General features: G+C 40.5%; 17 protein-coding genes. 1 reads left to right on the top strand and 16 read right to left on the bottom strand.

What is annotated here, in order from left to right; all coding sequences use genetic code 11:
- Window positions 1-114 precede the first annotated feature (114 nt).
- Window positions 115-945 (top strand): helix-turn-helix domain-containing protein, encoded by an 831-nt coding sequence (locus LI288_RS08400; RefSeq protein ID WP_227090075.1) that lies wholly within the window; start codon window positions 115-117, stop codon window positions 943-945.
- 54 nt (window positions 946-999) lie between these two features.
- Here LI288_RS08400 and LI288_RS08395 read toward each other — a convergent pair whose 3' ends face one another.
- The 16 genes from LI288_RS08395 to ftsH form a co-directional block, all read right to left on the bottom strand.
- Window positions 1,000-3,249, bottom strand: coding sequence for a DEAD/DEAH box helicase (locus LI288_RS08395; RefSeq protein ID WP_227090074.1), 2,250 nt, complete (start codon window positions 3,247-3,249; stop codon window positions 1,000-1,002).
- Window positions 3,249-5,177, bottom strand: a complete 1,929-nt coding sequence (locus LI288_RS08390; protein ID WP_227090073.1) for a site-specific DNA-methyltransferase — start codon at window positions 5,175-5,177, stop codon at window positions 3,249-3,251. Before LI288_RS08390 ends, LI288_RS08395 begins: the two co-directional genes overlap by 1 nt.
- 90 nt (window positions 5,178-5,267) lie before the next feature.
- Window positions 5,268-7,190: a lysine--tRNA ligase gene (gene lysS / locus LI288_RS08385; protein ID WP_264473951.1), complete on the bottom strand. Its 1,923-nt coding sequence runs from the start codon at window positions 7,188-7,190 to the stop codon at window positions 5,268-5,270.
- 43 nt (window positions 7,191-7,233) lie between these two features.
- On the bottom strand, window positions 7,234-7,710 hold the full coding sequence (gene greA / locus LI288_RS08380; protein ID WP_022431946.1) for a transcription elongation factor GreA: 477 nt from the start codon (window positions 7,708-7,710) through the stop codon (window positions 7,234-7,236).
- A gap of 94 nt (window positions 7,711-7,804) precedes the next feature.
- Window positions 7,805-8,776, bottom strand: coding sequence for a tRNA dihydrouridine synthase DusB (gene dusB / locus LI288_RS08375; RefSeq protein WP_227090071.1), 972 nt, complete (start codon window positions 8,774-8,776; stop codon window positions 7,805-7,807).
- A 17-nt stretch (window positions 8,777-8,793) separates the two neighbouring features.
- Window positions 8,794-9,117, bottom strand: a complete 324-nt coding sequence (locus LI288_RS08370; RefSeq protein WP_227090126.1) for a DUF6145 family protein — start codon at window positions 9,115-9,117, stop codon at window positions 8,794-8,796.
- On the bottom strand, window positions 9,110-10,105 hold the full coding sequence (locus LI288_RS08365) for a biotin--[acetyl-CoA-carboxylase] ligase (protein WP_022431949.1): 996 nt from the start codon (window positions 10,103-10,105) through the stop codon (window positions 9,110-9,112). The genes LI288_RS08370 and LI288_RS08365 overlap by 8 nt, the downstream gene beginning before the upstream one ends.
- Before the next feature lie 118 nt (window positions 10,106-10,223).
- Window positions 10,224-10,508 carry a hypothetical protein gene (locus tag LI288_RS08360; protein ID WP_022431950.1) on the bottom strand — a complete coding sequence of 95 codons (285 nt, stop codon included), beginning with the start codon at window positions 10,506-10,508 and terminating at the stop codon, window positions 10,224-10,226.
- A 24-nt stretch (window positions 10,509-10,532) separates the two neighbouring features.
- Window positions 10,533-11,525, bottom strand: a complete 993-nt coding sequence (gene argF, locus LI288_RS08355) for an ornithine carbamoyltransferase (RefSeq protein WP_022431951.1) — start codon at window positions 11,523-11,525, stop codon at window positions 10,533-10,535.
- Between the two features lie 42 nt (window positions 11,526-11,567).
- Window positions 11,568-12,341 (bottom strand): PocR ligand-binding domain-containing protein, encoded by a 774-nt coding sequence (locus LI288_RS14425; protein ID WP_320055230.1) that lies wholly within the window; start codon window positions 12,339-12,341, stop codon window positions 11,568-11,570.
- 209 nt (window positions 12,342-12,550) lie between these two features.
- A complete protein-coding gene (locus LI288_RS08340) occupies window positions 12,551-13,558 on the bottom strand; it encodes a cell wall hydrolase (protein WP_227090070.1) in 1,008 nt (335 codons plus the stop codon).
- 393 nt (window positions 13,559-13,951) lie between these two features.
- On the bottom strand, window positions 13,952-14,737 hold the full coding sequence (locus LI288_RS08335; RefSeq protein WP_227090069.1) for a TrmH family RNA methyltransferase: 786 nt from the start codon (window positions 14,735-14,737) through the stop codon (window positions 13,952-13,954).
- A 21-nt stretch (window positions 14,738-14,758) separates the two neighbouring features.
- Entirely contained in the window at window positions 14,759-15,733 is a 975-nt protein-coding gene (pfkA, locus tag LI288_RS08330) for a 6-phosphofructokinase (protein ID WP_022431955.1), read from the bottom strand.
- A gap of 121 nt (window positions 15,734-15,854) precedes the next feature.
- Window positions 15,855-19,328: a DNA polymerase III subunit alpha gene (locus LI288_RS08325; protein ID WP_227090068.1), complete on the bottom strand. Its 3,474-nt coding sequence runs from the start codon at window positions 19,326-19,328 to the stop codon at window positions 15,855-15,857.
- A gap of 208 nt (window positions 19,329-19,536) precedes the next feature.
- The gene (locus tag LI288_RS08320) at window positions 19,537-20,259 is read right to left on the bottom strand and encodes a CvpA family protein (protein ID WP_022431957.1); all 723 of its coding nucleotides are present in this window, start codon (window positions 20,257-20,259) and stop codon (window positions 19,537-19,539) included.
- A 160-nt stretch (window positions 20,260-20,419) separates the two neighbouring features.
- Window positions 20,420-22,522, bottom strand: a complete 2,103-nt coding sequence (gene ftsH / locus LI288_RS08315; RefSeq protein WP_022431958.1) for an ATP-dependent zinc metalloprotease FtsH — start codon at window positions 22,520-22,522, stop codon at window positions 20,420-20,422.
- Window positions 22,523-22,623: the final 101 nt, after the last annotated feature.

The raw sequence follows: 22,623 nt of genomic DNA, 5'->3' as shown, positions 1-22,623 counted from the left end.
TGCTGACCTATTGTCTTGCGCTCTTGACAATATTTATTTTACGCTATAATATGTCACATATAAATACCAAGCATACACCATATCGTATTTTATATAAGGAGGGATATGTCACTTATGTATGACAAAAATGTATTTTCAACCCAATTAAAAAATTTGCGAAAATCTCGTTGGAAACAATATAAGAATAATCAGGACAAACGGAACAATCCTTATGAAAAATATGCTTACTGCAAATCACAAGATACTCTATCAGAAAAACTGAATGTTGAGCGCAGAACTTATGGAAAATGGGAAAACGGAACAACAATTCCTACAATTGACAAGGTGGCAGATATTTGTAATGTCTTAGATTGTAATATTGATTACTTATTAGGGGCAGAAGAACTCATTGGATTCACACCTTCCGCAATTGCTTCTCACTACTCCACAATCAACATTGATATTATAAATAAAGCCATGAGTGATGATAATTATAGAGATTTTCTCAATTATTTTATGCATCCAGATAATTGTTATGCGCTTGTCAATTCGACCACTCTTAATGCATGGAAAGATTTTCTTGCGAATAGTGAAGTTGACAACCTAAATGACCCTCTGAAAGCCTTGCTGTCAGATATATTTCAAGGTTATCAAGCATTCACACCATTAAGCCAATATGACAAAACATCCCTAAAAGAATATCTTATCTCTGCATTACCTCACGATAAGTTTTCTTTTGCAATCAAAAAAATGGATGAATGCATCAATATAAACACCTGCTTATCTGCAAATATATTAAATAAACTCGGTATAGTTACTGATAATCCTCAGAACTATCAAATTCTAATTGATTATCTTGTTAATTACTGTTTTAATGTTCTTCTTACGAAAGAAAAAATAGATATTCAAAAAGAGAAAATCGGACAACTTTTTGTTCATATGCTAGAGAAATATCTTGAAAAATAAGAATAAAAAAGAAATGGAACTGATTTATTTCAGATCCATTTCCGCTTTTTATTCTTATCTTATAATATCTTCAATAGGTTTCCAAATATCATTATTCATGACATTTTCATCCCATTCAGTATTTGATATATATATTTGAGAACCAACAGCTCTTACAAATCCCCATTTAACTTCTGCAACTCTCTCTGCATAATGCTTCAACGCTTCAAATTTCTTACTTGCATATCCATCAATATTGTTGGAACTACCATCCGAAGTTATTCCACCCTTCGCCTCAATAATCCAAACATCACCATTTTCAGTTTGAACGATATAATCTGGATAGAAATGATTTCTTCTAAATGCTTTTCTATAAACGATTCCAAAATATTCATCACCCTTATCACCATTCTTATAAACATGTTTTACAGGATGCTTATCATCTTCACACCATTGCTCAAATGCAATTTCAGTGCAAGTTCTATTTGGAGCAATTAGAATATTATTTCCGTATCCCTCAAAAACATTTGTGTTCATATTTTGGGTTGAAGCAATTTTCTTATGCTGTTTATAGTATTGGTATGGAGGTATACTCCATTCTTTTTCAAGAACTTCTGTCTCTTTAACATCAGCAATTTTATTTTCATCAATCTTACTAAACAATTCAACTAATCTATCTCTATTATTTACAAGAAATGCATTATATTCTCTTAAAGTCATCCCTTCTAATAATTTATTCTCAGCTTCAAAATCTTTTTCTTCCTGCGAGAACAATGACATCTGCATATCCTGTGGACCAAAAAGAACCCTTAACGCATTATTGGAAATATTTTCATCAATACCAATAGCTCTTGCAATCCTTCTCTTAGCATCTCTGATAATGAAACCATCATCATGATTGTTAATCTGGTGTTCACCACCAAAGATGGAATTAAGTTTCGTCATATCGTGAGTGGTTCTTGCTACACCTTCTATAGCCGAAGTTTTAAGCTTAGTACCAAACATATATCCCTTACTTACTTCCATTTCTCTTTTATCAAGCTTACCATCATGATTCAAATCACATTCTGAGAGCATCTGTTCTCTAACAACCTTTACAACAGCTTCTGGATTAACCGATATTCTATCGTTACCATCAAGCATTTCCCTTGTTAGCGTCACATTAAATACATCAGATTTTTTCTTGTACTGATATGTATAGAAGCTATCGCTAATACTACTTGTTAAACCTTCCGAGAACTGGCTATCAAGTGTATATAAATAACAGCAATCCAATAAATCACTATCGTAATGCTCTCGCTCTGGCATTCTTCTAATTCTTCCAACGGTTTGAATATTAAACCTTTCAGTTCCACCCTCACGAAGTTTTACAAGAATCTTTGCTCTAGGACAATCCCATCCTGTTGCAATCGCTTGTTTGAACAATAAGAATCTGTATTCTCCATTAAGTTTTGTAATTTCTTCTGGTTTATCTGGATGATCTCCGCTAAACCAAGAAGCAACAAAACCGGATGATTCTGGATACCCCATATCATCAAGTGCCTGTTTTACTTTATCAATCCATTCCTGATTTCCATTAGGGAACTGAATAACAACAAGCGGATTAATGTCTAAACCACGCTTTTCATACTCTGCCTTAACCTGTTTTCTTTTCTTATCTGCCAACTCAAGAAGCATTAAATCATCATCAAGATTATTATTCTCCTGTATTGCCTGTGTAACGCCCTCATTAACTGATATTCCCATAGCAATAAGACCAGCTTTAATAACTTCATCATCTGAAATAATTTCCACATGGTCTGCTATGGTTACAGGTGTTGCTGATATTCTAAGAACATGCGCAGGATGAATATTAGCTACATATTGATTTGCTGTATTCCGATATTTATGTTCCTCATCAATAATCATAAATATGTCAATATTAGAATTATGACATGCATAAATCTTTGACATAAAATCTTTATGTTCACCCTCTTTCAGAACAACATTTGACTTACTATTGATTTTATCCCAATTAATAAAAAACACTTGCCCACTAGGGTTTTGCTCATTTATAAAAGAATACACATCACCAAACTGAATACCAGATGTGAGTTCTTCGAAACTATCTTGTGATTGTTTCTGTAATCCTCCTGCACCAGGACACAACCAAAGAAACACTGTATTGGGGTTTTCATCAAGATAATCGTCTATAAATTTACATGCTATTACTGTTTTACCCGAACCTGTTGGAGCATACAAGACCATTTCTTCGTGGTCAGCACATTTATTCAACAAATTCTCTTCATGTTTCGTTTGAAAATCGAAAAGTCTTCCAATAAACACTATTCCGCTGCCTCCCTTAATTCTTGTCCAAAAAATTCTCTTGGAATATATTTAAATCCTTTATTTCTTAGCAACTCTAATTCTTCTGCATTTAAGATTATATTCTGATTTAACCATATTCTGCGAATTGATGAATATTTTGAATCGTCCATAATATATTTATTTATGTCATCCTTATTCAAAATCAAAACATTTTCTTTTCCGTCTATTTCTAATGCATTTTGCAGCTCAATCATTTCTTTTATATGTAAACATAATGCGTTACTTAATAAATAGTCCTTAGGTTTTCGAGGCGTCCAGTCACACTTAAGATACTTAATATTGCAATCAAATCCTTCTGACATTTTTATTGGTTTGCCATCTATTCCATTTACTAAATATTCCCCTTTTAACTTTTTCCCTTGAAAATCAATACCTTCAATACTTCCTCTCGTTCTTGGCCAAGTAACCATATGAGCAATACCATAAGCTTCCCATTCAGCATCCCCTTTTTTATATCCAGCCTTAACTAATTGCTTTTCTTCCTTTGCAGAACATTCATTATTTGTCACCATAATGCATTTACGATTTCCGCCATCAGTTTTATTCAATAAATTAACAGCATGCTGCGTTGTTCCTGACCCTGCAAAAAAATCTAACACTATTGCTTCTGGTTTGTCTTTTACAAAAAATGAAATAGCATCAAAAACGGAATATAAAGACTTGGGATAAGAAAAAGACCGTGCATCTAAAATTTGATTCAATAAATTAATTCCATAATCTGTTGCATTATGCCGCTTTAAATTCCAAACCGTTTTTGGATTAACAACCTTCGGAACAGAATCTATTCGTTTCAAATCAAGAACTCCATCTTCTGTTTTTCCACCAACAACTATTTCCCCTTCTTCAATCCTCTTTTGTAAGCCTGAAGGTATATAATTTAATAACCATCTACCACTTTTCTCCTGACCCACTACTCTAACATATCCTTTTTCTATCCATTCTCTAGTAGTTTTAGGTACAGCCCTCCATGATGATTCTTCACCATTTTTACGAACTGGGAATACAGCTGTCAAACCTTCGTATTTCGGGAATTCATCCTGTCCACAATTAACATCAAGTGGTTCTCCTACTTTAATAATCTGCTTTTTTTCCTCATCAATATATATAGGATAAAACTGATTATTATGATTATATCTAAGATTATTTGTACGATTATATGAATCCCACACTCTTCCTTTTCTCGACTCATCAGTATTTCCTAACATATTATCTTCTGTTTTAACTACCGATGCTTTACCTATTCTACAAATATAAACATATTCGTCCACTCTTGAAAATTCATTTGCTCGATTTGTTCCTCTTGGATTTATCACATCTGTAATCATTTGAATTTTTGCTTCTGGGAATAATTCTTCTAGAAGACATCCCAAGTGTAAATATTCCTTCTCATCTATTGTACAAATCAAAACAGAATCATTCGGGTTCAGCAATTTTTTTGCCATCAACAGTCTTACCTTCATCATTGACAGCCATTTACTATGTCTATAAACATCTTCTTTTACAACATAATTGTTATTATACTTCCAATCCTTAGCACCTGTATTATAAGGTGGGTCTATATATATACACGAAATCTTACCTCTATGTGTTTTCTCAAGAAGATAAAGGGCTTGCAAATTATCACCTTCTATCAAAAAGTTCCATGGATTTTCTATTTTTTTACAAATTCTTCTTTGTCTATCCTCACACAAAACAGGAATATTTTCTTTCAGTAATTCATCAACTTCCTCAGTATGTTCTTCAAATACTAATCCGAATTTTTTGTCTTTAATGTGATTCTCAATTTCATTAAATGCTCTCACGGATGCATCATCCGAATGTTCCTTCTTTAATTTCTCAAGGAAAGCTATCATCTGGTCTCTTTTTTGTTTTGTAATATTTGCCATTAGACCTTCTCCTTCTAAAATATATGCAATTAGGAGGATAGAAGTTTCCTTCCATCCTCCCATTATCATACTATTGAGCATGTTCTCTTTTTAATATAATTTTGCTCCTGCTGGAATATGGTTATCTACCATAATCAGATGCAGTTCTTCATCCTCTGAATCTTTAAGATTATTTACTGCTGAAAGTAACATACCACAGGATTCAATTCCCATCATTGCTCTAGGTGGAAGGTTTGTAATAGCAATCAATGTTTTTCCAACTAATTCTTCTGGTTCATAATATGCATGAATACCAGAAAGGATTGTTCTATCTACACCTGTACCATCATCAAGAGTAAACTGTAAAAGTTTCTTGCTCTTAGGTACTGCTACACATTCCTTAACCTTAACTGCTCTAAAATCTGATTTTGAAAATGTATCAAAGTCAACTGTTTCCTCAAACAATGGCTCAATCTTTACATTTGAGAAATCAATCTTCTCTTCAACAGTCGCAATCTGGTCGCAATTCTCTGTTGAATTACTCTTAGACACCTTATTTTCCTGCTTATCCGAGCCTAAACTCTTCATCGTCGGGAACAATAAAACATCTCTGATTGCTGCGGAATCTGTGAGCAGCATAACCATTCTATCGATACCGAATCCGATACCACCCGTTGGCGGCATACCGTATGCCAGCGCATTTAAGAAGTCTTCATCTGTGTGGTTGGCTTCGTCATCACCGGCTGCTGCCAGCGCATCCTGTGCCGCAAAACGTTCTCTCTGGTCAATCGGGTCATTTAATTCAGAGTACGCATTTGCCATTTCCCAGCCGTTCATAAACAGCTCGAAACGTTCTGTATATTCCGGTGCATCCGGCTTTTTCTTTGTCAGCGGAGAAATATCTACCGGGTGATCCATAACAAATGTCGGCTGAATCAGATGTTCTTCTACATATTCTTCAAAGAATAAATTTAAGATGTCACCCTTCTTATGTCTTTCCTCAAATTCAATATTGTGTTCCTTTGCAACAGCTCTTGCTTCTTCAAGTGTTTCAATCTTTGAGAAATCCACATTTGCATATTTCTTAACAGCATCAACCATTGTAATCTTCTCAAACGGCTTTGAAAAATCGATTTCGATATCACCGTATTTTACAACCGGTGAACCGTTTACCTTTTCACATACTGTACGGTACATGGTTTCTGCAAGTTCCATCATGCCGTTGTAATCGGTATATGCCTGATACAGTTCCATTAATGTAAATTCAGGATTGTGTCTGGTGTCCACACCTTCATTACGGAATACTCTGCCGATTTCGTAAACACGTTCCATGCCGCCGACAATCAGTCGCTTTAAGTATAATTCCAGTGAAATACGAAGCTTTACATCTTCGTCCAGTGCATTGTAATGTGTTTCAAATGGTCTGGCAGCCGCGCCGCCTGCATTGGAAACGAGCATTGGTGTTTCTACTTCCATGAAGTTTCTGCCATCAAGGAAGTTACGGATTTCCTTGATAATCTGTGAACGCTTCATAAATGTTGTTCTGACTTCCGGATTTACAATTAAATCCACGTATCTTTGTCTGTAACGCACTTCTGTATCTGTTAAGCCATGGAACTTTTCCGGAAGCACCTGTAAGCTCTTTGTTAAAAGTGTGATTTCAGATACATGAACAGACATTTCACCCTTCTGTGTTCTGAAAACTTCACCCTTTACGCCGACAATATCGCCGATGTCAAATTTCTTAAAACGTGCATACGGTTCTTCTCCGACAGAATCTCTTGCTACATATAACTGAATGTTGCCCTTTAAATCTGCCACATTGCAGAAAGAGGCTTTACCCATGACACGCTTTGCCATTAATCGTCCTGCAATGGATACTTCCTTGCCTTCAAAATCTTCAAAATGTTCTTTAATATCCTGTGTATGGTTTGTCACATCGTACTTTGTAATCTCAAATGGGTCTCTGCCTTCTTCCTGCAAAGTCTTTAACTTATCCATACGGTTCTTAATCTGTTCATTGACATCAGGCATCTGTGTATTATTCTTCTCCGCCACTGTTCTTTCTCCTTATCGACTATTCATTTATAATTTCTACAATCTTATACTCGATTTCGCCTGCCGGTGCTTCTACCTTTACGATTTCTCCAACCTTCTTGCCGATGAGAGCGGCACCGAGCGGTGATTCGTTGGAAATCTTATTGTTTAAGCTGTCTGCTTCGGAAGAACCGACGATAACATACTCAATATCTTCATCATATTCGATGTCATGCAGCTTTACAACACTTTCCATTTTAACACGGTCTGTACTCTTATCATTGTCCTGAATGATTTCTGCATTGCTTAAAATTGCTTCAAGCTCTGTAATCTGTGTTTCAATATCTCTCTGTTCGTCCTTGGCTGCATCGTATTCTGCATTTTCAGATAAATCGCCCTGCTCTCTTGCTTCCTTTAACTTCTGGGCAACTTCCTTTCTTCTGACAACCTTTAAATTCTCCAGTAATGCAACACGTTCTTCGTAACCTTTCTTTGTAAGAAACTGTTTCTCTGCCATTTTCATCTATCCCTTTCTACATTTATAACATTTTAAAACTAGTCATAATATTATAGCCTAATCATATTCATCTGTCAATCAGCTGTATCAAACTTCACTTTGTTTCATCAGCCCCGTGTACCATATCCACCAGTTGTTCCAGTTCTTCAAAATGCTCCACCTGATTGACCCTGCCGCGCAGTGCCGCAGAATGTTTCATGCCTGCCGTGTACCATGCAAAATGCTTGCGCATTTCACGGATTCCGGTGTATTCGCCTTTTGCTTCAATGAGCATTTTGGCATGGCGCAGTATCATATCACAGATTTCTTTTGTTGCCGGCGGTGCAAGCACCGTCTTATCTTTTAAATAGCGGCTCACCTGTGAAAATATCCATGGGTTGCCTCTCGCACCGCGTCCAATCATCACGGCATCACAGCCGGTTTCTTCAAACATCCGGATAGCGTCCTGTCCCGTTAAAATGTCACCGTTTCCGATCACCGGAATTTTAACCGTTTCTTTAACCCTGCGGATAACGTCCCAGTCTGCCTTTCCCGAATAATACTGTTCTCTTGTACGCCCGTGTACGGCAACTGCCGCCCCGCCGGACTCCTCAATCACATGGGCAATTTCCGGCGCATTAATGCTTTCATCGTTAAAACCCGCACGAATTTTAACCGTTACCGGCTTTTGAACGGCTTTTGCCATGGCTTCTACGATTTTTCCGACCAGCACCGGATTTTTCATCAGTGCCGAGCCTTCACCGTTATTGACAACCTTTGGAACCGGGCATCCCATATTTACATCAATAATGTCAAACGGCCGTTCCTCTACACGCTTTGCAATCTCACCCATCACCTCCGGATCTGAGCCAAACAGCTGCAATGCAATCGGGTGTTCGTTCGGTGTTACCTGCATTAATGCTTCTGTATTTTTATTGCCGTATAAAATTGCCTTTGCGCTGACCATTTCCGTATACAAAAGACCGCAGTCCATTTCTTTGCATAACAGACGAAATGGCAGGTCTGTAACGCCTGCCATCGGTGCCAGTACAACAGGATTTTGTATTTCTACATTTCCTATAAACATTCACACTCTCCTATTCGTTATTCTCCAAGGAAAAACACCCGGTAAAACATTTCCATCGACTCTAACAAATCCCGCTTTTCATACTGTAATTTCTTAATCAGCATACCGCAGGCAATGTCATCATAGAGCAGGTCATTTTCATCGGCTTCAGTTTTAAATAACAGCGTGCCGTTTTCGTCAAATTCAAGTGTTAAAATGCCGCCGACTTCCTCGGTAAACAGCACACACATAATTTTTAATTCATTTTTAATATCCTCCGGAAGCTTGTCAAAGGCTTCGTTCAGATAAAACTTTTTCTCATACGCACTGGATGCGCAAAGCACTACATTTTCATTAAACATATCCATATAATCCTCTCACTGATACTTCTCCTGCCGATATGACCGCCTGTGTGCCGTCCTCTTTGGTCACAAGCAGTTTCCCATGGCTGTCAATCCCCGCCGCAACACCGTTAAATTCTTCTTTTGCGTCACAAATCCGCACCTGCCTGCCCGCATTGATTAACATTTCATTATAATCCTGCACCAAACCGCTTAAATCGCCTGTATTTAAAAACTTCTGATAGTATTTTGTAAATTCTTCGGCAAACAGTGCTACAATGCGGCTTCGTTTGATATTCTTTCCTGTTTCGACAAAAAGAGACGATGCAGTTTCTTTGATTTCGTCTGCGAATTCCGTTGTGTTGACATTGATTCCAATACCAATCACTACATAGTGGATACAGTCAAGCTCTGCACTCATCTCTGTTAAAATGCCGCAGACTTTCTTTTTATTGATAACGACGTCATTGGGCCACTTAATATGACATTCCACGTCTGCGCCTGTTTCTGCAACTGCACGGCGGATTGCCATAGTCACTGCCATCGCTGCAACGATTGTAAGCATGGAGGCATTGGCAGGATTAATCTGCGGACGTAACAGCAATGTCATCCAGATTCCGCTTCCTGACGGAGATACCCATTGTCTGCCCCGCCTGCCCCTGCCGCCGGTCTGGCTTTCCGTAATATAAAGTGTGCCGTCTTTTGCTCCGTTTTCTGCATTTCTTTTAGCTTCATTGTTGGTGGAATCAATTTCCGGCGCATAGACCACTTTTTTTACCGTATCGCCGGGATTTAACTGGCTCTCAATTTCCTCTGCCGTTAAAATGTCCGGATATCCCGTAATCTTATAGCCCTTATTCTGCACCGCCTCAATCGTATAACCTTCTTCTTTTAACTGGTTGATTGCTTTCCATACGGCAGTTCTTGACACCCCCAGCTCATCACATAACATCTGACCGGAAACATATTCATTTGTTGTTCTTAACTGTCTTAATATCTTTGTTTTCATGAATCCCTGCTCCATTAAAATCTTTCATATAGCAGGGCTGCCGCACTAAGAATCTGTCTTTTCTCTCTTAGTACGGCAGCCCATTTTTACGGCTGATGCTTCTGCCGGTTCTTACATCTTACAATACCGCCAGTCCGACTGCTGCACTTACAATCAGCAGAATCACTGCGGCAATTATCAGAAATACTCCCGACAGCCTTTTTTTATTCATAAATGCTTTTATCCCGGATAAGCCGTTGATAAGCGCTCCTGCCAGGAAAACGATTGGAAATAAGATTCCGCTGTTACTGCGCAGAAACAGGATTAAGATAAATAAAATCATAATCACTGCCGTCAGCGCAATCGTTGCATAGTCAATCAGCATTTTAGATTTCCGGTATGCTCCACTCGTGGTATAATACATCTTCTGCTCCGTTTCTTTTTGGAATTAATAAGCACCCAGTGTTGCTGCCATTACCGCTTTAATGGTGTGCATTCTGTTTTCTGCTTCATCAAATACAACGGACTGTTCAGACTCAAATACTTCGTCCGTTACTTCCATTTCATCTAAGCCGAACTTATCATGAATCTGCTTGCCAATCTTAGTCTTTAAATCATGGAAAGACGGCAGGCAGTGCATAAAGATTGCATCCGGTGCTGCATTTTCCATAACTTTCTTATTAATCTGGTACGGTAACAGTGCCTTGATTCGCTCTGCCCATACTTCGTCCGGTTCACCCATGGATACCCATACGTCGGTATATAAAACTTCAGCGCCCTTTGTGCCTTCTTCTACGTCTTCTGTCAATGTAATTGAACCGCCGCTTCTCTTTGCCCATGCTTCACACTGTGCTACCAGCTCTTTATCCGGGAAATATTCTTTTGCCGTGCAGGCTGTGAAATGCAGTCCGAGTTTTGCACAGACAATCATCAGGGAATTACCCATGTTGTATCTTGCATCGCCCATATAAACGAACTTCACGCCCTTTAATCTGCCGAGCTTTTCACGGATTGTCAGCATATCCGCAAGCATCTGTGTCGGGTGGTATTCGTTGGTTAAACCGTTCCATACCGGTACAGATGAATACTTTGCCAGTTCCTCCACAATCGTCTGCTCAAATCCTCTGTACTCAATGCCTTCAAACATTGTACAAAGCACTCTTGCCGTATCTGCAATACTTTCTTTCTTGCCAATCTGGGAACCCTGCGGGTCAAGGTAGGTCACGCCCATGCCTAAATCATGTGCTGCCACTTCAAAGGAACAGCGTGTTCTTGTACTTGTCTTTTCAAAAATGAGTGCTACATTTTTACCGCGCAGCGGCTGTTCTACAATGCCTTTCTTTTTCATATCCTTTAACTTTGCGGATAAGTCAATCAAGTACAGAATTTCTTCCGGTGTAAAATCCTTTAATGTTAAAAAATCGCGTCCTGTTAAGTTCATGTGTCCTCCTATCCCCTGCCTGACGACCGGGTTCTCATTTTCTTATTCATTCATTTTACGAACAACGGTATCAATTTCTCCGACAAGCTTATTGATATCTTTGTTAATATCATTGATAAAATCGGATAACTTTCCGACTTCTCCGGCAACCACCGCAAAGCCTCTGCCGTTCTCCCCGGCTCTTGCCGCTTCAATACTCGCATTTAACGCAAGAATCTTCTGCTTTCCGTGAACGGTATTTAGCTGTACCGTCTTTTCCTTAATCCTGTTGACCAGCTCTTCGGCATCCTTTGCGCCTGTACCCAGCTTTCCAATAATCTGTTTATTGTGCTTTTCCATATATTGGGCATTAATATAGTTGTTTAAAACCTGCCCCAGCAGTTCTGCACTGGCACGAATTGCTTCTTCACTGCGTATTGTGACCTTATGTAATGCTGCAATATACCGGTCTTCATTGACACCAATTTCCCTTGCGACCGCACGGAACTTTTCATCGTCCGGTGTTTCGGACAATACCTGTCCACCAATCACAGAGCCAACCACTTCGTCCCCGATTTTTAACTCGATACCGAAATCAATCAGTCCTGCATGACAGAAATATACGCCCTTGCCTTCCCTGTCGCACTTTTCGCATCGTCTGCACCCTTCCGGACTTTTTCTTGTCAAATCAATACAAAATTCCGTAAAATTATAACACTCGGAAATGTATCTGCCATCAGCACCTACAGCGACTGTTGCAAGTCCCGTAGCTTTCGCCCAGTTGGACATAATCTGTTCAAACTGCTCCATATCACAAAAATCTTTAATATTTATCATATGAATCACCTCATGTACACATTATATTTATTCATATTATATCAAAAAGCTGTAAATATTCAAGCACTGTTTCCCATGAAAATACATGGATTTGTATCTGAAAATTCCAATAATATAAAGAAAACGGTACTTCTGTAGAACTGTATTCATTATTTCTGAATACAGTATACAAAAATACCGTTCCATAAAAACTACTATTATTTAAATGATTAATAGAAGCAATGGCTTCCGATAATCATATAACTGTCATAAGATGAATAATTTGCAATGGAAAGCGAACGGAAAAATGTATAATTTCCTACATTGTTCACACCGGATAAAGCTTCCTTTGCTGCCTGGATACATGCCTGGTTCGGACCGCTTGACAATCTGGCTGCAAATTTTGCGGATGGATTGCCGTTGCCGTCTGATACACCTGAAAACTGCTTTGGTGCATAAATTACTGATGTAATGGAGCTGCCCCACTTGCCGCTCTTTACACGATTTAAAACAACATTTGCAACTGCAAGCTTTCCTTCATAGCTTTCGCTTCCTGCTTCCCAGTCTATGATGCATGCCAGAAGCCACACTTCCTCGTCGGATGCATCCACAGAAGAACCGTATGTCGTGCCGACACTTGAAAGCGCCTGCTTTTTCTTGGCTGCTTCCTCCTCTGCTTTTCTTGCAGCTTCTTCTGCTGCAATCCGTTCTGCTTCTTCTCTCGCCTCTTTTTCTTCTGCTTCTTCGAGCGTATAACCGGCAACAAGCTCCTTGTCCTGTTCTTCACTCTCCTGCATTACTGCCTGGGCTTCCTGTCCGAAACATAACTGCGCATTTTTTACATAGCCTGTAACATTTCCGGAAGTAATCTTTGTCCATTCTGTACCTGTTTCATCCACATATACTAAAGAATAGTCATATAATCTTCCGACTGTTTCGGCATCTTCGTCAGCACCTGCTTTGACTTCAATATAAGAATCGGTTAAAGCAACGGCTTCTGCTGCGTAATCTTGCGCGCCTGCAAAATTGGTTTCATATACTGTTTCGTAACCTGCTGCAACAATATCGGATACCTTTTCTACGTAAGATACCTGAATATTTGATGTATTATTCTGTTCTGTACTTTGCTGCTGCTCATAGGTAGTTTGTGCGTCGGCTACTACTGGCACTACTGGCATAAGACACATCACCATTGCTACTCCAGCGTACTTCGCCGCTATGCTACTTCTAAGTTTCATAAAGTTTTTCCTTTCCGGTGTCCTTTCCGACACCTGACAAAATGTTACAGAATTGTTACATTTTGTTACGAAAGTATAATACCAAAGTTACACTTATTTGTCAAATTCGTTACAAAGCCGCATAGATTCTAGGGTTTCCGTTTATTCCCCGACAGTTTCATTGATTTTTTTATAAAAAATTTAATTTTACAAACCGCCTTTTTAGAAATCCGCCTGTCTTTTATCAAGATTTTGGCGCTGTCCATGAGGTCGTTTTAACCGCATAAGCGGTATACACCGCAAGTGCACACTAAAAAAGGGACACAGATAACTATATCCATATCCCTTCAAAATTATTACAAATTTGTTAAAAAAGTTACAATTCTTAATTACAACACGTTATAAATCCATTTTCTACCTGACCCCTGTCCGGCGCTGGCGGACTGCTTCAAATGTAAGAATCGTACAGGCTACTGCTGCATTAAAAGACTCGACCTGCCCCTGCATCGGAATCCTTACAAGTACATCTGCCGCATCAGACGAAGCTTTTGTCAATCCGTTGGCTTCGTTTCCTATCAGAAATGCACTGGAGCCGGTATAATCCGGATGTGTGTATTCACAGTTTCCATCCAGATGCGCCGCATAGAGCCGCACACCTGCCTGCTTTAAATCCGCAAGCTGCTGTGTAAAATCTTTTGCATAAAAGAACGGAACCCTATAGACAGAACCCATTGTGGAGCGGATAGTCTTTGGATTGTAAATATCCACGGTGTTCGGACTTAAAATCACGCCGGTCACGCCCGCACCCTCTGCCATTCGCACAATCGTTCCCAGATTTCCAGGGTCCTGTAAATTTTCAACAAGCAGAAGCAGCGGTTTATCTTTCATCATATCCTGCACCGTATATTGTGCCATTTTTACAATGGCAAGCGCCCCCTGCGGTGTCTTGGTATCTGACATTTGCGCGAAAACGATGTCGCTGACAAGTTCTGTCTGTTCTTTTGCAAATTTGTTTAAAAACGATACATTTGCCGCTGCAAAGCTTTCCGAAAAATAGACTTTCACCAGTCTGTCCTGTGGTACTTCCGACACCATTTTCATGCCTTCGACCACAAACTGCTTCGTTTCTTTTCTGGTTTTCGCCTTTTTTTGCAGGGAAACGACTGTTTTTACCTGACTGCTGCTTGTACTTGTAATCATAGTTTTTTGTATCCTTATCTGTTATTTTGAAAGCAATGCGCTGATATTAAACTCGTATTCGTCAATATCCTTTGTCATTGCCAGTGCTTCATCGATGTCAAAATCGACAAATTTACCGTCTTTATACGCTACCAGACGGTTACTCTTGCCTTCGCAGAGCAGATCCACCGCATATGCCCCCATTACAGAAGCATAGACTCTGTCCTTGCAGGTCGGTGAACCGCCTCGCTGCATGTAGCCTAAAATGGTTGCTCTTGTTTCAATGCCTGTGGCTGCCTCGATTCTTCTTGCCATGCCGGTAGAATGTCCGATACCTTCTGCATTAATAATCAGATGATGCTTCTTTCCGCGCTTTCTTGCTTCTATAATATGGTTAATTAATGCCTGTTCGTCATTGTCATAACGCTCCGGCAGTAAAATGTCTTCCGCACCATTTGCAATGCCACACCACAACGCGATATAACCTGCATTTCTGCCCATAACCTCGATAATACTGCAACGCTCATGGGAAGTCGATGTATCACGGATTTTGTCGATGGCTTCCATTGCCGTATTGATTGCCGTATCAAAACCAATTGTATAATCGGTACAGGCAATATCTAAATCAATTGTTCCCGGAAGTCCGATGGTGTTGACTCCGGCTTCCGCAAGCTTTTGTGCACCTCGGAATGAACCATCGCCGCCGATAACGACAATACCGTCAATCCCGTGCTTTTTGCAGACTTCTGCGCCTTTTTTCTGACCTTCCGGTGTCATAAATTCCATACATCTTGCCGTGTAAAGAATTGTACCGCCACGCTGGATGATATCGGCAACACTGCGCTTATCCATATCAATAATTTCTTCATTAATTAATCCATTGTATCCCTTCTGGATTCCTTTTACCTTCAGCCCCTTGTTAATTGCCGTTCTTACAACTGCTCTGATTGCCGCATTCATTCCCGGTGCATCACCGCCACTTGTCAAAATACCAATTGTTTTTATCTGTTTTGCCATAAGAACTTCCCCTTCCTTTCTCAATCATCTGTTATATTCCTGCTGTTTTCTATTGTATCTCATAAAAATGTGCATTTCAATATGAATATTCTATGATTTCTGTCAATTTTCCATATAATTTCTAGGTTGTTTCGACATTTTTTGTACCGAACACTTCCCGGAGCTGTGCAACCAGCCCGGCTTCTACTTTGACATTCATGGACGGCGGGAGCTGTTTTTTTAGCTTTTCCTCGGCACAGTAAATGATGACACTATCGTGTCCGTCTGACGGTGCGAGTATCTTTGTCAGTTCCTCCTGCTTTTCCTGATATTCTGCCATATTGGCAAAACGAATCCAGAGCTTCTGCGGCACACTGTCAAAGCTGACAATTTTTTCACAAATAAGTTTTCCATTCTCATCGGCATTGGCACTGACACGTCCAGTTACAAATACTTTATCGCTTGTATCAATGACACTGCGGTAGGTGTTAAAGCTCTGTGGAAAAACAAGTACTTCCACCGTACCTACAAGGTCTTCAATCGTAAGAAATGCCATGAGCTGTCCGTTTTTGGTCGTTTTTACGGTTTTATCCATAATCATGCCGCCGATTGTAACCCGCGTATTGTCTTTTGCCTTTAATTCGCCGGTTTCCTCGTCCAGTTCAAAATCGGTCGTCATCGCAGAAATGTGCCGTTTCCACATCGCCGCGTATTCATCCAGCGGGTGTCCGCTGACGTAAACGCCTAAAATCTCCTTTTCAAATGCGAGCAGTTCTTCTTTATAATATTCCGCTACGTCCGGCATCTGCACTTCATAAGCCGTCTTTTCTTCCTCAGATACAAAATCAAACAGTGACATCTGACCGGATATGGCATCTTTACTCTGTTTTACGGCATTATCCAGTAATTGTGCATAAACAAACATCATTTGACGCCGGTTATTGCCAAAGGTGTCAAATGCCCCCGATTTTATGAGATTTTCAATGGTACGCTTATTTAATTCAGAAAACATCCGCGTGATAAAGTCCTGCATGGTCGTAAACGGTGCGTTTTTCCGTTCTTTAATAATGGCTGCAATTGTCGGTCTGCCAAGACTTTTGATCGCAGACAGACCAAAGCGGATTGCACCGTTTTCAACGGAAAATCCACGCTCGGACTCATTCACATCGGGCGGTAACAGCTGGATATTCATCTGACGACAGGCATAAATGTAGCCTGCCACTTTTGCCGTATTATCGACCACGGAAGTCATGAGCGCCGCCATAAATTCTACCGGATAATGGGTTTTTAAATATGCTGTCTGAAAGGATACCACCGCATAACATGCCGCATGGGATTTGTTAAAGGCGTATTTTGCAAAATCAATCATTTCATCGTAAATTTTGCCGGCGATCTTTTCATCAATGCCGTTGTTGACACAGCCCGGCACATTTTCATCCGGATTGCCGTAAATAAAATTTTTCCGCTCTTTTTCCATAACGGAAGCTTTCTTTTTTGACATGGCACGGCGCACTAAATCGCTTCGTCCCCAGGAGTAGCCTGCAAGGTCACGTACAATCTGCATAACCTGTTCCTGATACACGATACAACCGTAAGTCGGCTTTAATATTGCCTCTAACTGCGGACAGTCATATGTAACCGCATCCGGGCTGTTCTTTCCTTTTATATACTGCGGAATAAAGTCCATCGGACCCGGCCGGTACAGTGAAATTCCGGCAATTAAATCTTCGATATTCTGCGGTTTTAATTCCTTCATGAACGACTTCATCCCCGCACTTTCAAGCTGGAAAATGCCGTCACATTTTCCCGTACCGATTAAATCGTAAACTGCCTTATCGCTGTAATCAATCGCTTCAATCGAAAATTCCGGTGTGTGCTTGCGAATCAGCTCCTCCGCATCATGGATTACCGTAAGGGTACGCAGTCCCAGAAAATCCATCTTGAGCAGTCCCAGTTCTTCCAGTGTTGTCATAACAAACTGGGCAACCACCGAACCATCCGAGCCGACTGACAGCGGTACATATTCATCAACTGCTTTCTGGCTGATTAAAACACCCGCCGCGTGCATGGAGGCATGGCGTGGCAGTCCTTCCAGACGTTTACTCTTATCAATTAAATCGCGCACCTGTTCATCGGACTCATAAGCCGCCCTCAAATCCGGATTCATTTTTAATGCTTTATCAATCGTAATCCCAATTTCGCGTGGCACCATTTTAGCAATGGAATCTACCATGGCATACGGCAGGTCCAGTACACGGCCTACATCCTTGATAACGGCACGCGCTGCCATCGTACCGAATGTAACAATCTGCACCACACGGTCTTTTCCGTATTTATCCACAACATAATCAATGACCTCCTGCCGTCTTTCATAACAGAAATCAACATCAATATCGGGCATGGACACACGTTCCGGATTTAAAAAACGTTCAAAAATCAGACTATATTTTATCGGGTCAATATCGGTAATGCCAAGGCAGTATGAAACGACACTGCCCGCCGCCGAACCTCGTCCCGGACCTACCGGGATTCCGTTGACACGCGAATAATTGATGTAATCCCATACAATCAGGAAATAATCGACATATCCCATGGTCTGAATAACCGAAAGTTCATATTCCAGACGTTCTTTGATGTTGTAAATCCCCTGTGTGCTGTCAATCTCCCCGTCTGCGTTCATATCCGGGTAACGCTTTGCCAGTCCTTCATAGCATAAATGATTCAGATATGACCATGAATCATATCCTTCCGGCACTTCGTACTTTGGCACTTTTGTCACGCCAAACTCAATTTCCACATTACAGCGCTGTGCAATCTTGTACGTATTTTCAATTGCCTGCGGTGCATACGAAAACAGCTCTGCCATTTCTTCCGGCGACTTGCAGTAATACTGCCCGCCCTCGTATCTCATTCTGTTCTCGTCCGTTACCATCTTGCCGGTCTGGATACAGAGTAAAATGTCGTGTGCATCCGCATCTTCTGCATACGTATAGTGGATATCGTTTGTCGCAACCAGTTCAATATTTAATTCTTCCGACATACGGACTAACTGCTGATTGACATACTGCTGTGTGGAAATGCCGTGATCCTGCAATTCAAGAAAGAAATTGCCTTTTCCGAAAATGTTCTCATAGCGTTTTGCCGCTTCCATTCCCATCTCATACATACCACGCGCAAGATAGCGCTGCACTTCACCTGCAAGGCACGCACTTAATGCAATAATGCCCTCGTGATACTCGGTCAGCACTTCATAGTCTACACGCGGCTTATAATAAAATCCTTCTGTAAAACCCCTTGAAACAATTTTCATCAGATTCTGATAACCGGTATTATTTTCCGCAAGCAGTACCAGATGATAATAGCGGTCTTCAGATTCGCCCGGTGTCTTTTCAAATCTCGAACCTGGCGCTACGTAAACTTCACAACCAAGAATCGGCTTAATACCGGCTTCCTTCGCCGCCTTATAAAAATCAATGACACCATACATGACACCGTGGTCCGTAATCGCAAGGCTGTCCATTCCCAGCTCTTTTGCTCTCTTTGTAATCTCTCCGATTTTACTCGAACCATCCAGCAGTGAATATTCCGTATGGACATGTAAATGTGTAAAATTCATACTAATCCCCATTCCGCAGGCGATTTCTCTTCTGCCATCAAGGCAGCCTGCTCCAGCTTTTGTAATTTATTGTAGCATAAATCAAATAAAATGAGAACTTAAAAAACTATAACACAGACTGACAATCTGCCATAAAGCACTGCCGCCTGTATTTATTTTCTATAAATACAGGCGGCAGTGGAACCTTCCGGCTTATTCAACGCAGCTGTTAAATCCAGCTGTTAAAAATATACAATAGAAAAACCACAATCGGATTGCTGTTATATATGGCAAGCGTGACAGGATTCACTTCTATTTGACCATAGAGCCAGCTTCCTAATCCGGTTGTGCTGATTAAGGATACAAAATATAAAATAATACAGACAGCCATAACACCCTGCACCAGACCGAGTAAAAGTCCCAGAATTCTATTGACACCACCCAGTATCGGAATATGGTTGGCAACAATAAACATACGTTTTACAATTCCCAACAGAATGCTTAATACCAGCACCGTCAAAAAGTATGAAATACCTGTCAATATAAACTGCGTAATATATTCTGCAGCATACTGCGCAATGCCGCTCTCCTGCACAATTTTATTACCTGCCTGTGCCATGTTGTTCTCCAACTGCTCAACCATCTGCTTTGGCAGATAAATCCCCTGATTCTGCAGTACTCCTGCCGTATCTTCTCCAGTATGATCCAGCTGCTCATCTACAGACTGGCTCAAACGGTCATTGATAGTTTTTTCACAGGATTGTTCAATCGAATGATAAATTCCTGTGTGATTTACCATAAAATCTTTGACTCTGGGTGCAAGACCATTCGCCGCAATCAAAATGACAACCCATGCTGCAATGGAATAAAGCACCATAAGAACACCTCTTTGATATCCACGTACCATATTAAAAAGTACAATTCCAAAAAGTACAAGCACTACTAATGACATTCTTTTCTTTCCTTCCCTAAATATAAATTGATATTATCCCATTTCTTTTACCCTGTCAATCTTTATTTCAAAACGTGCGCTGTCAAGCGTACTGTTAAAAAATCCCCATCAGCAGCTTATTTACTGCTAATGGGGATTTCATATCTGAAACTTTTATGATTTATTGCTCTGTGTTCCGGTCTTCCTCTTTTTCTGTATTCTGTGCCGGAACATCTTTATCCGTCTGCTCTGGTGATGGCTGTTGTGCTTCTGTCTGCTGCGGGTGTTCCCACGGTGCAGGCGGTGCCTGATTGACCGTTGAGGAATAGCTTCCGTCTTCATTAAAGGATACGCTTTCTGCAACCTTTTCTGAAATCGTCATATGGCTTGTATCTACCGGTTCAGGAATTCCTTTGACCTTACGGTAAATTTCCATAAACTGCTTTCCGGTAATTGTTTCTTTCTCATACAGATATTTTGCAATCTCGTCTAATACATCGCGGTTTTCGGATAAAAGCTTCTTCGCTTCCGCAAAGCACTCTTTTAACAGTTCTTTAACTTCATCATCAATCATTGCCGCTGTCTCATCGGAACAGTTCAGTCTTGCACTACCGTCCAAATATTTGCTTTCAACGGTTTCCAGACTCATCAGCCCGAATTTTTCCGACATACCGTACTGGGTAATCATGGCTCTGGCAATCTGTGTTGCCTTTTCGATATCGTTTGACGCACCGGTTGTTACCGTATCAAAAACGACTTCTTCTGCGGCACGTCCGCCAAGCAGTGTTACCAGTCTTGTCATCAGTTCGTCCTTTGTCATCAGGTACTTTTCTTCTTCAGGCACCTGCATAACGTAGCCGAGAGAACCCATTGTACGCGGTACAATTGTAATCTTCTGCACCGGCTCGGCATTTTTCTTTAATGCCGTAATCAGCGCATGACCGACTTCATGATATGCAACCGTGCGTTTTTCTTCCTTGCTTAAAATGCGGTCTTTCTTTTCCTTACCGGCAATAACCACTTCCACGGCTTCAAATAAATCCTTCTGGGATACCACTTTTCTGCCGTCCTTGACTGCCGCAATCGCCGCTTCGTTAATCATATTGGCAAGATCCGAACCAACCGCACCGCTCGTTGCAAGTCCGATTGCTTCTAAATCAACGGTATCATCCATTAATACATCTTTGGAGTGAACCTTTAAGGTATCAATTCTGCCCTTTAAATCCGGCTTATCGACAATAATTCTTCTGTCAAAACGTCCCGGTCTTAACAGCGCTTTATCAAGCACTTCCGGTCTGTTCGTTGCGGCAAGGATAAATAAGCCCTTAGAAGAATCAAAACCGTCCATTTCTGCAAGCAGCTGGTTTAATGTCTGCTCACGCTCATCATTGCCGCCGCCATAGCGGGAATCTCTGCTTTTACCGATGGCATCAATTTCATCGATGAAAATGATACACGGTGCCTGCTTCTGTGCTTCCTTAAATAAGTCACGCACACGTGATGCACCGACGCCGACAAACATTTCTACAAAATCAGAACCTGCCAGCGAGAAAAACGGTACATTGGCTTCACCGGCTACCGCCTTTGCAAGCAGGGTTTTACCGGTTCCCGGAGGTCCTACAAGCAGTGCGCCCTTCGGCAGTTTTGCACCGATACTTGCGTATTTATCCGGATTGTGCAGGAAATCGACGATTTCTGTCAGAGACTCCTTGGCTTCATCCTGTCCCGCTACATCTTTAAATGTCACGCCGGTCTGCTTCTGTACATAGACCTTGGCTGTATTCTTGCCGACACCCATGCCGCCCATCATACCGCCGCCTTTAGACAGTCTTCTGTATACAAATGTAAACATCAGATAGATAAACAGAATCGGCAGTACATAAACCAGCAGAAAATCAATAATAGACGAACTCTGATCCGGAATATATCCTGAATACGTCACACCTTTATCGTCTAATTTATCTGTAATATCCTTATCTTTAATATAACCGGTATAATACGTATAGGAAAATCCGTTACTGTCTTTTTGTGAATCCGATGGCTGGATTAAGATTCTGTCCGAGTCAAACTTGACCTCTGAAACCTTATCCTCATCTATCATCTGCAAAAATTCAGAATACGTAATTTCTTTATACGTTGCATCTTTTATCATACTGTTTAACATCGTAATCGCAATAAATGTAATTACGCCTGCAATCAGTATAATAATGATAGTATTCATATTTTTCGGCTTTTTGTCATTTTTGTTGCCGTTATTGGGGTTATTTCTGTTGTTATTATCCATAAATTCCTCCGCCGGACCGTCATTATTTTATAAAGGGCAGTACACTGTACCCATTTATTTCTTATTATAAATACAATATCACGATAAATCAATAAAAAATC

This window comes from Lachnospira pectinoschiza, from assembly GCF_020564355.1.
In the GTDB taxonomy this organism is placed as follows: domain Bacteria; phylum Bacillota; class Clostridia; order Lachnospirales; family Lachnospiraceae; genus Lachnospira; species Lachnospira intestinalis.
The sequence above is the reverse complement of the archived record's forward strand: the minus strand, read 5'-3'. Positions and strand labels throughout refer to the sequence as shown.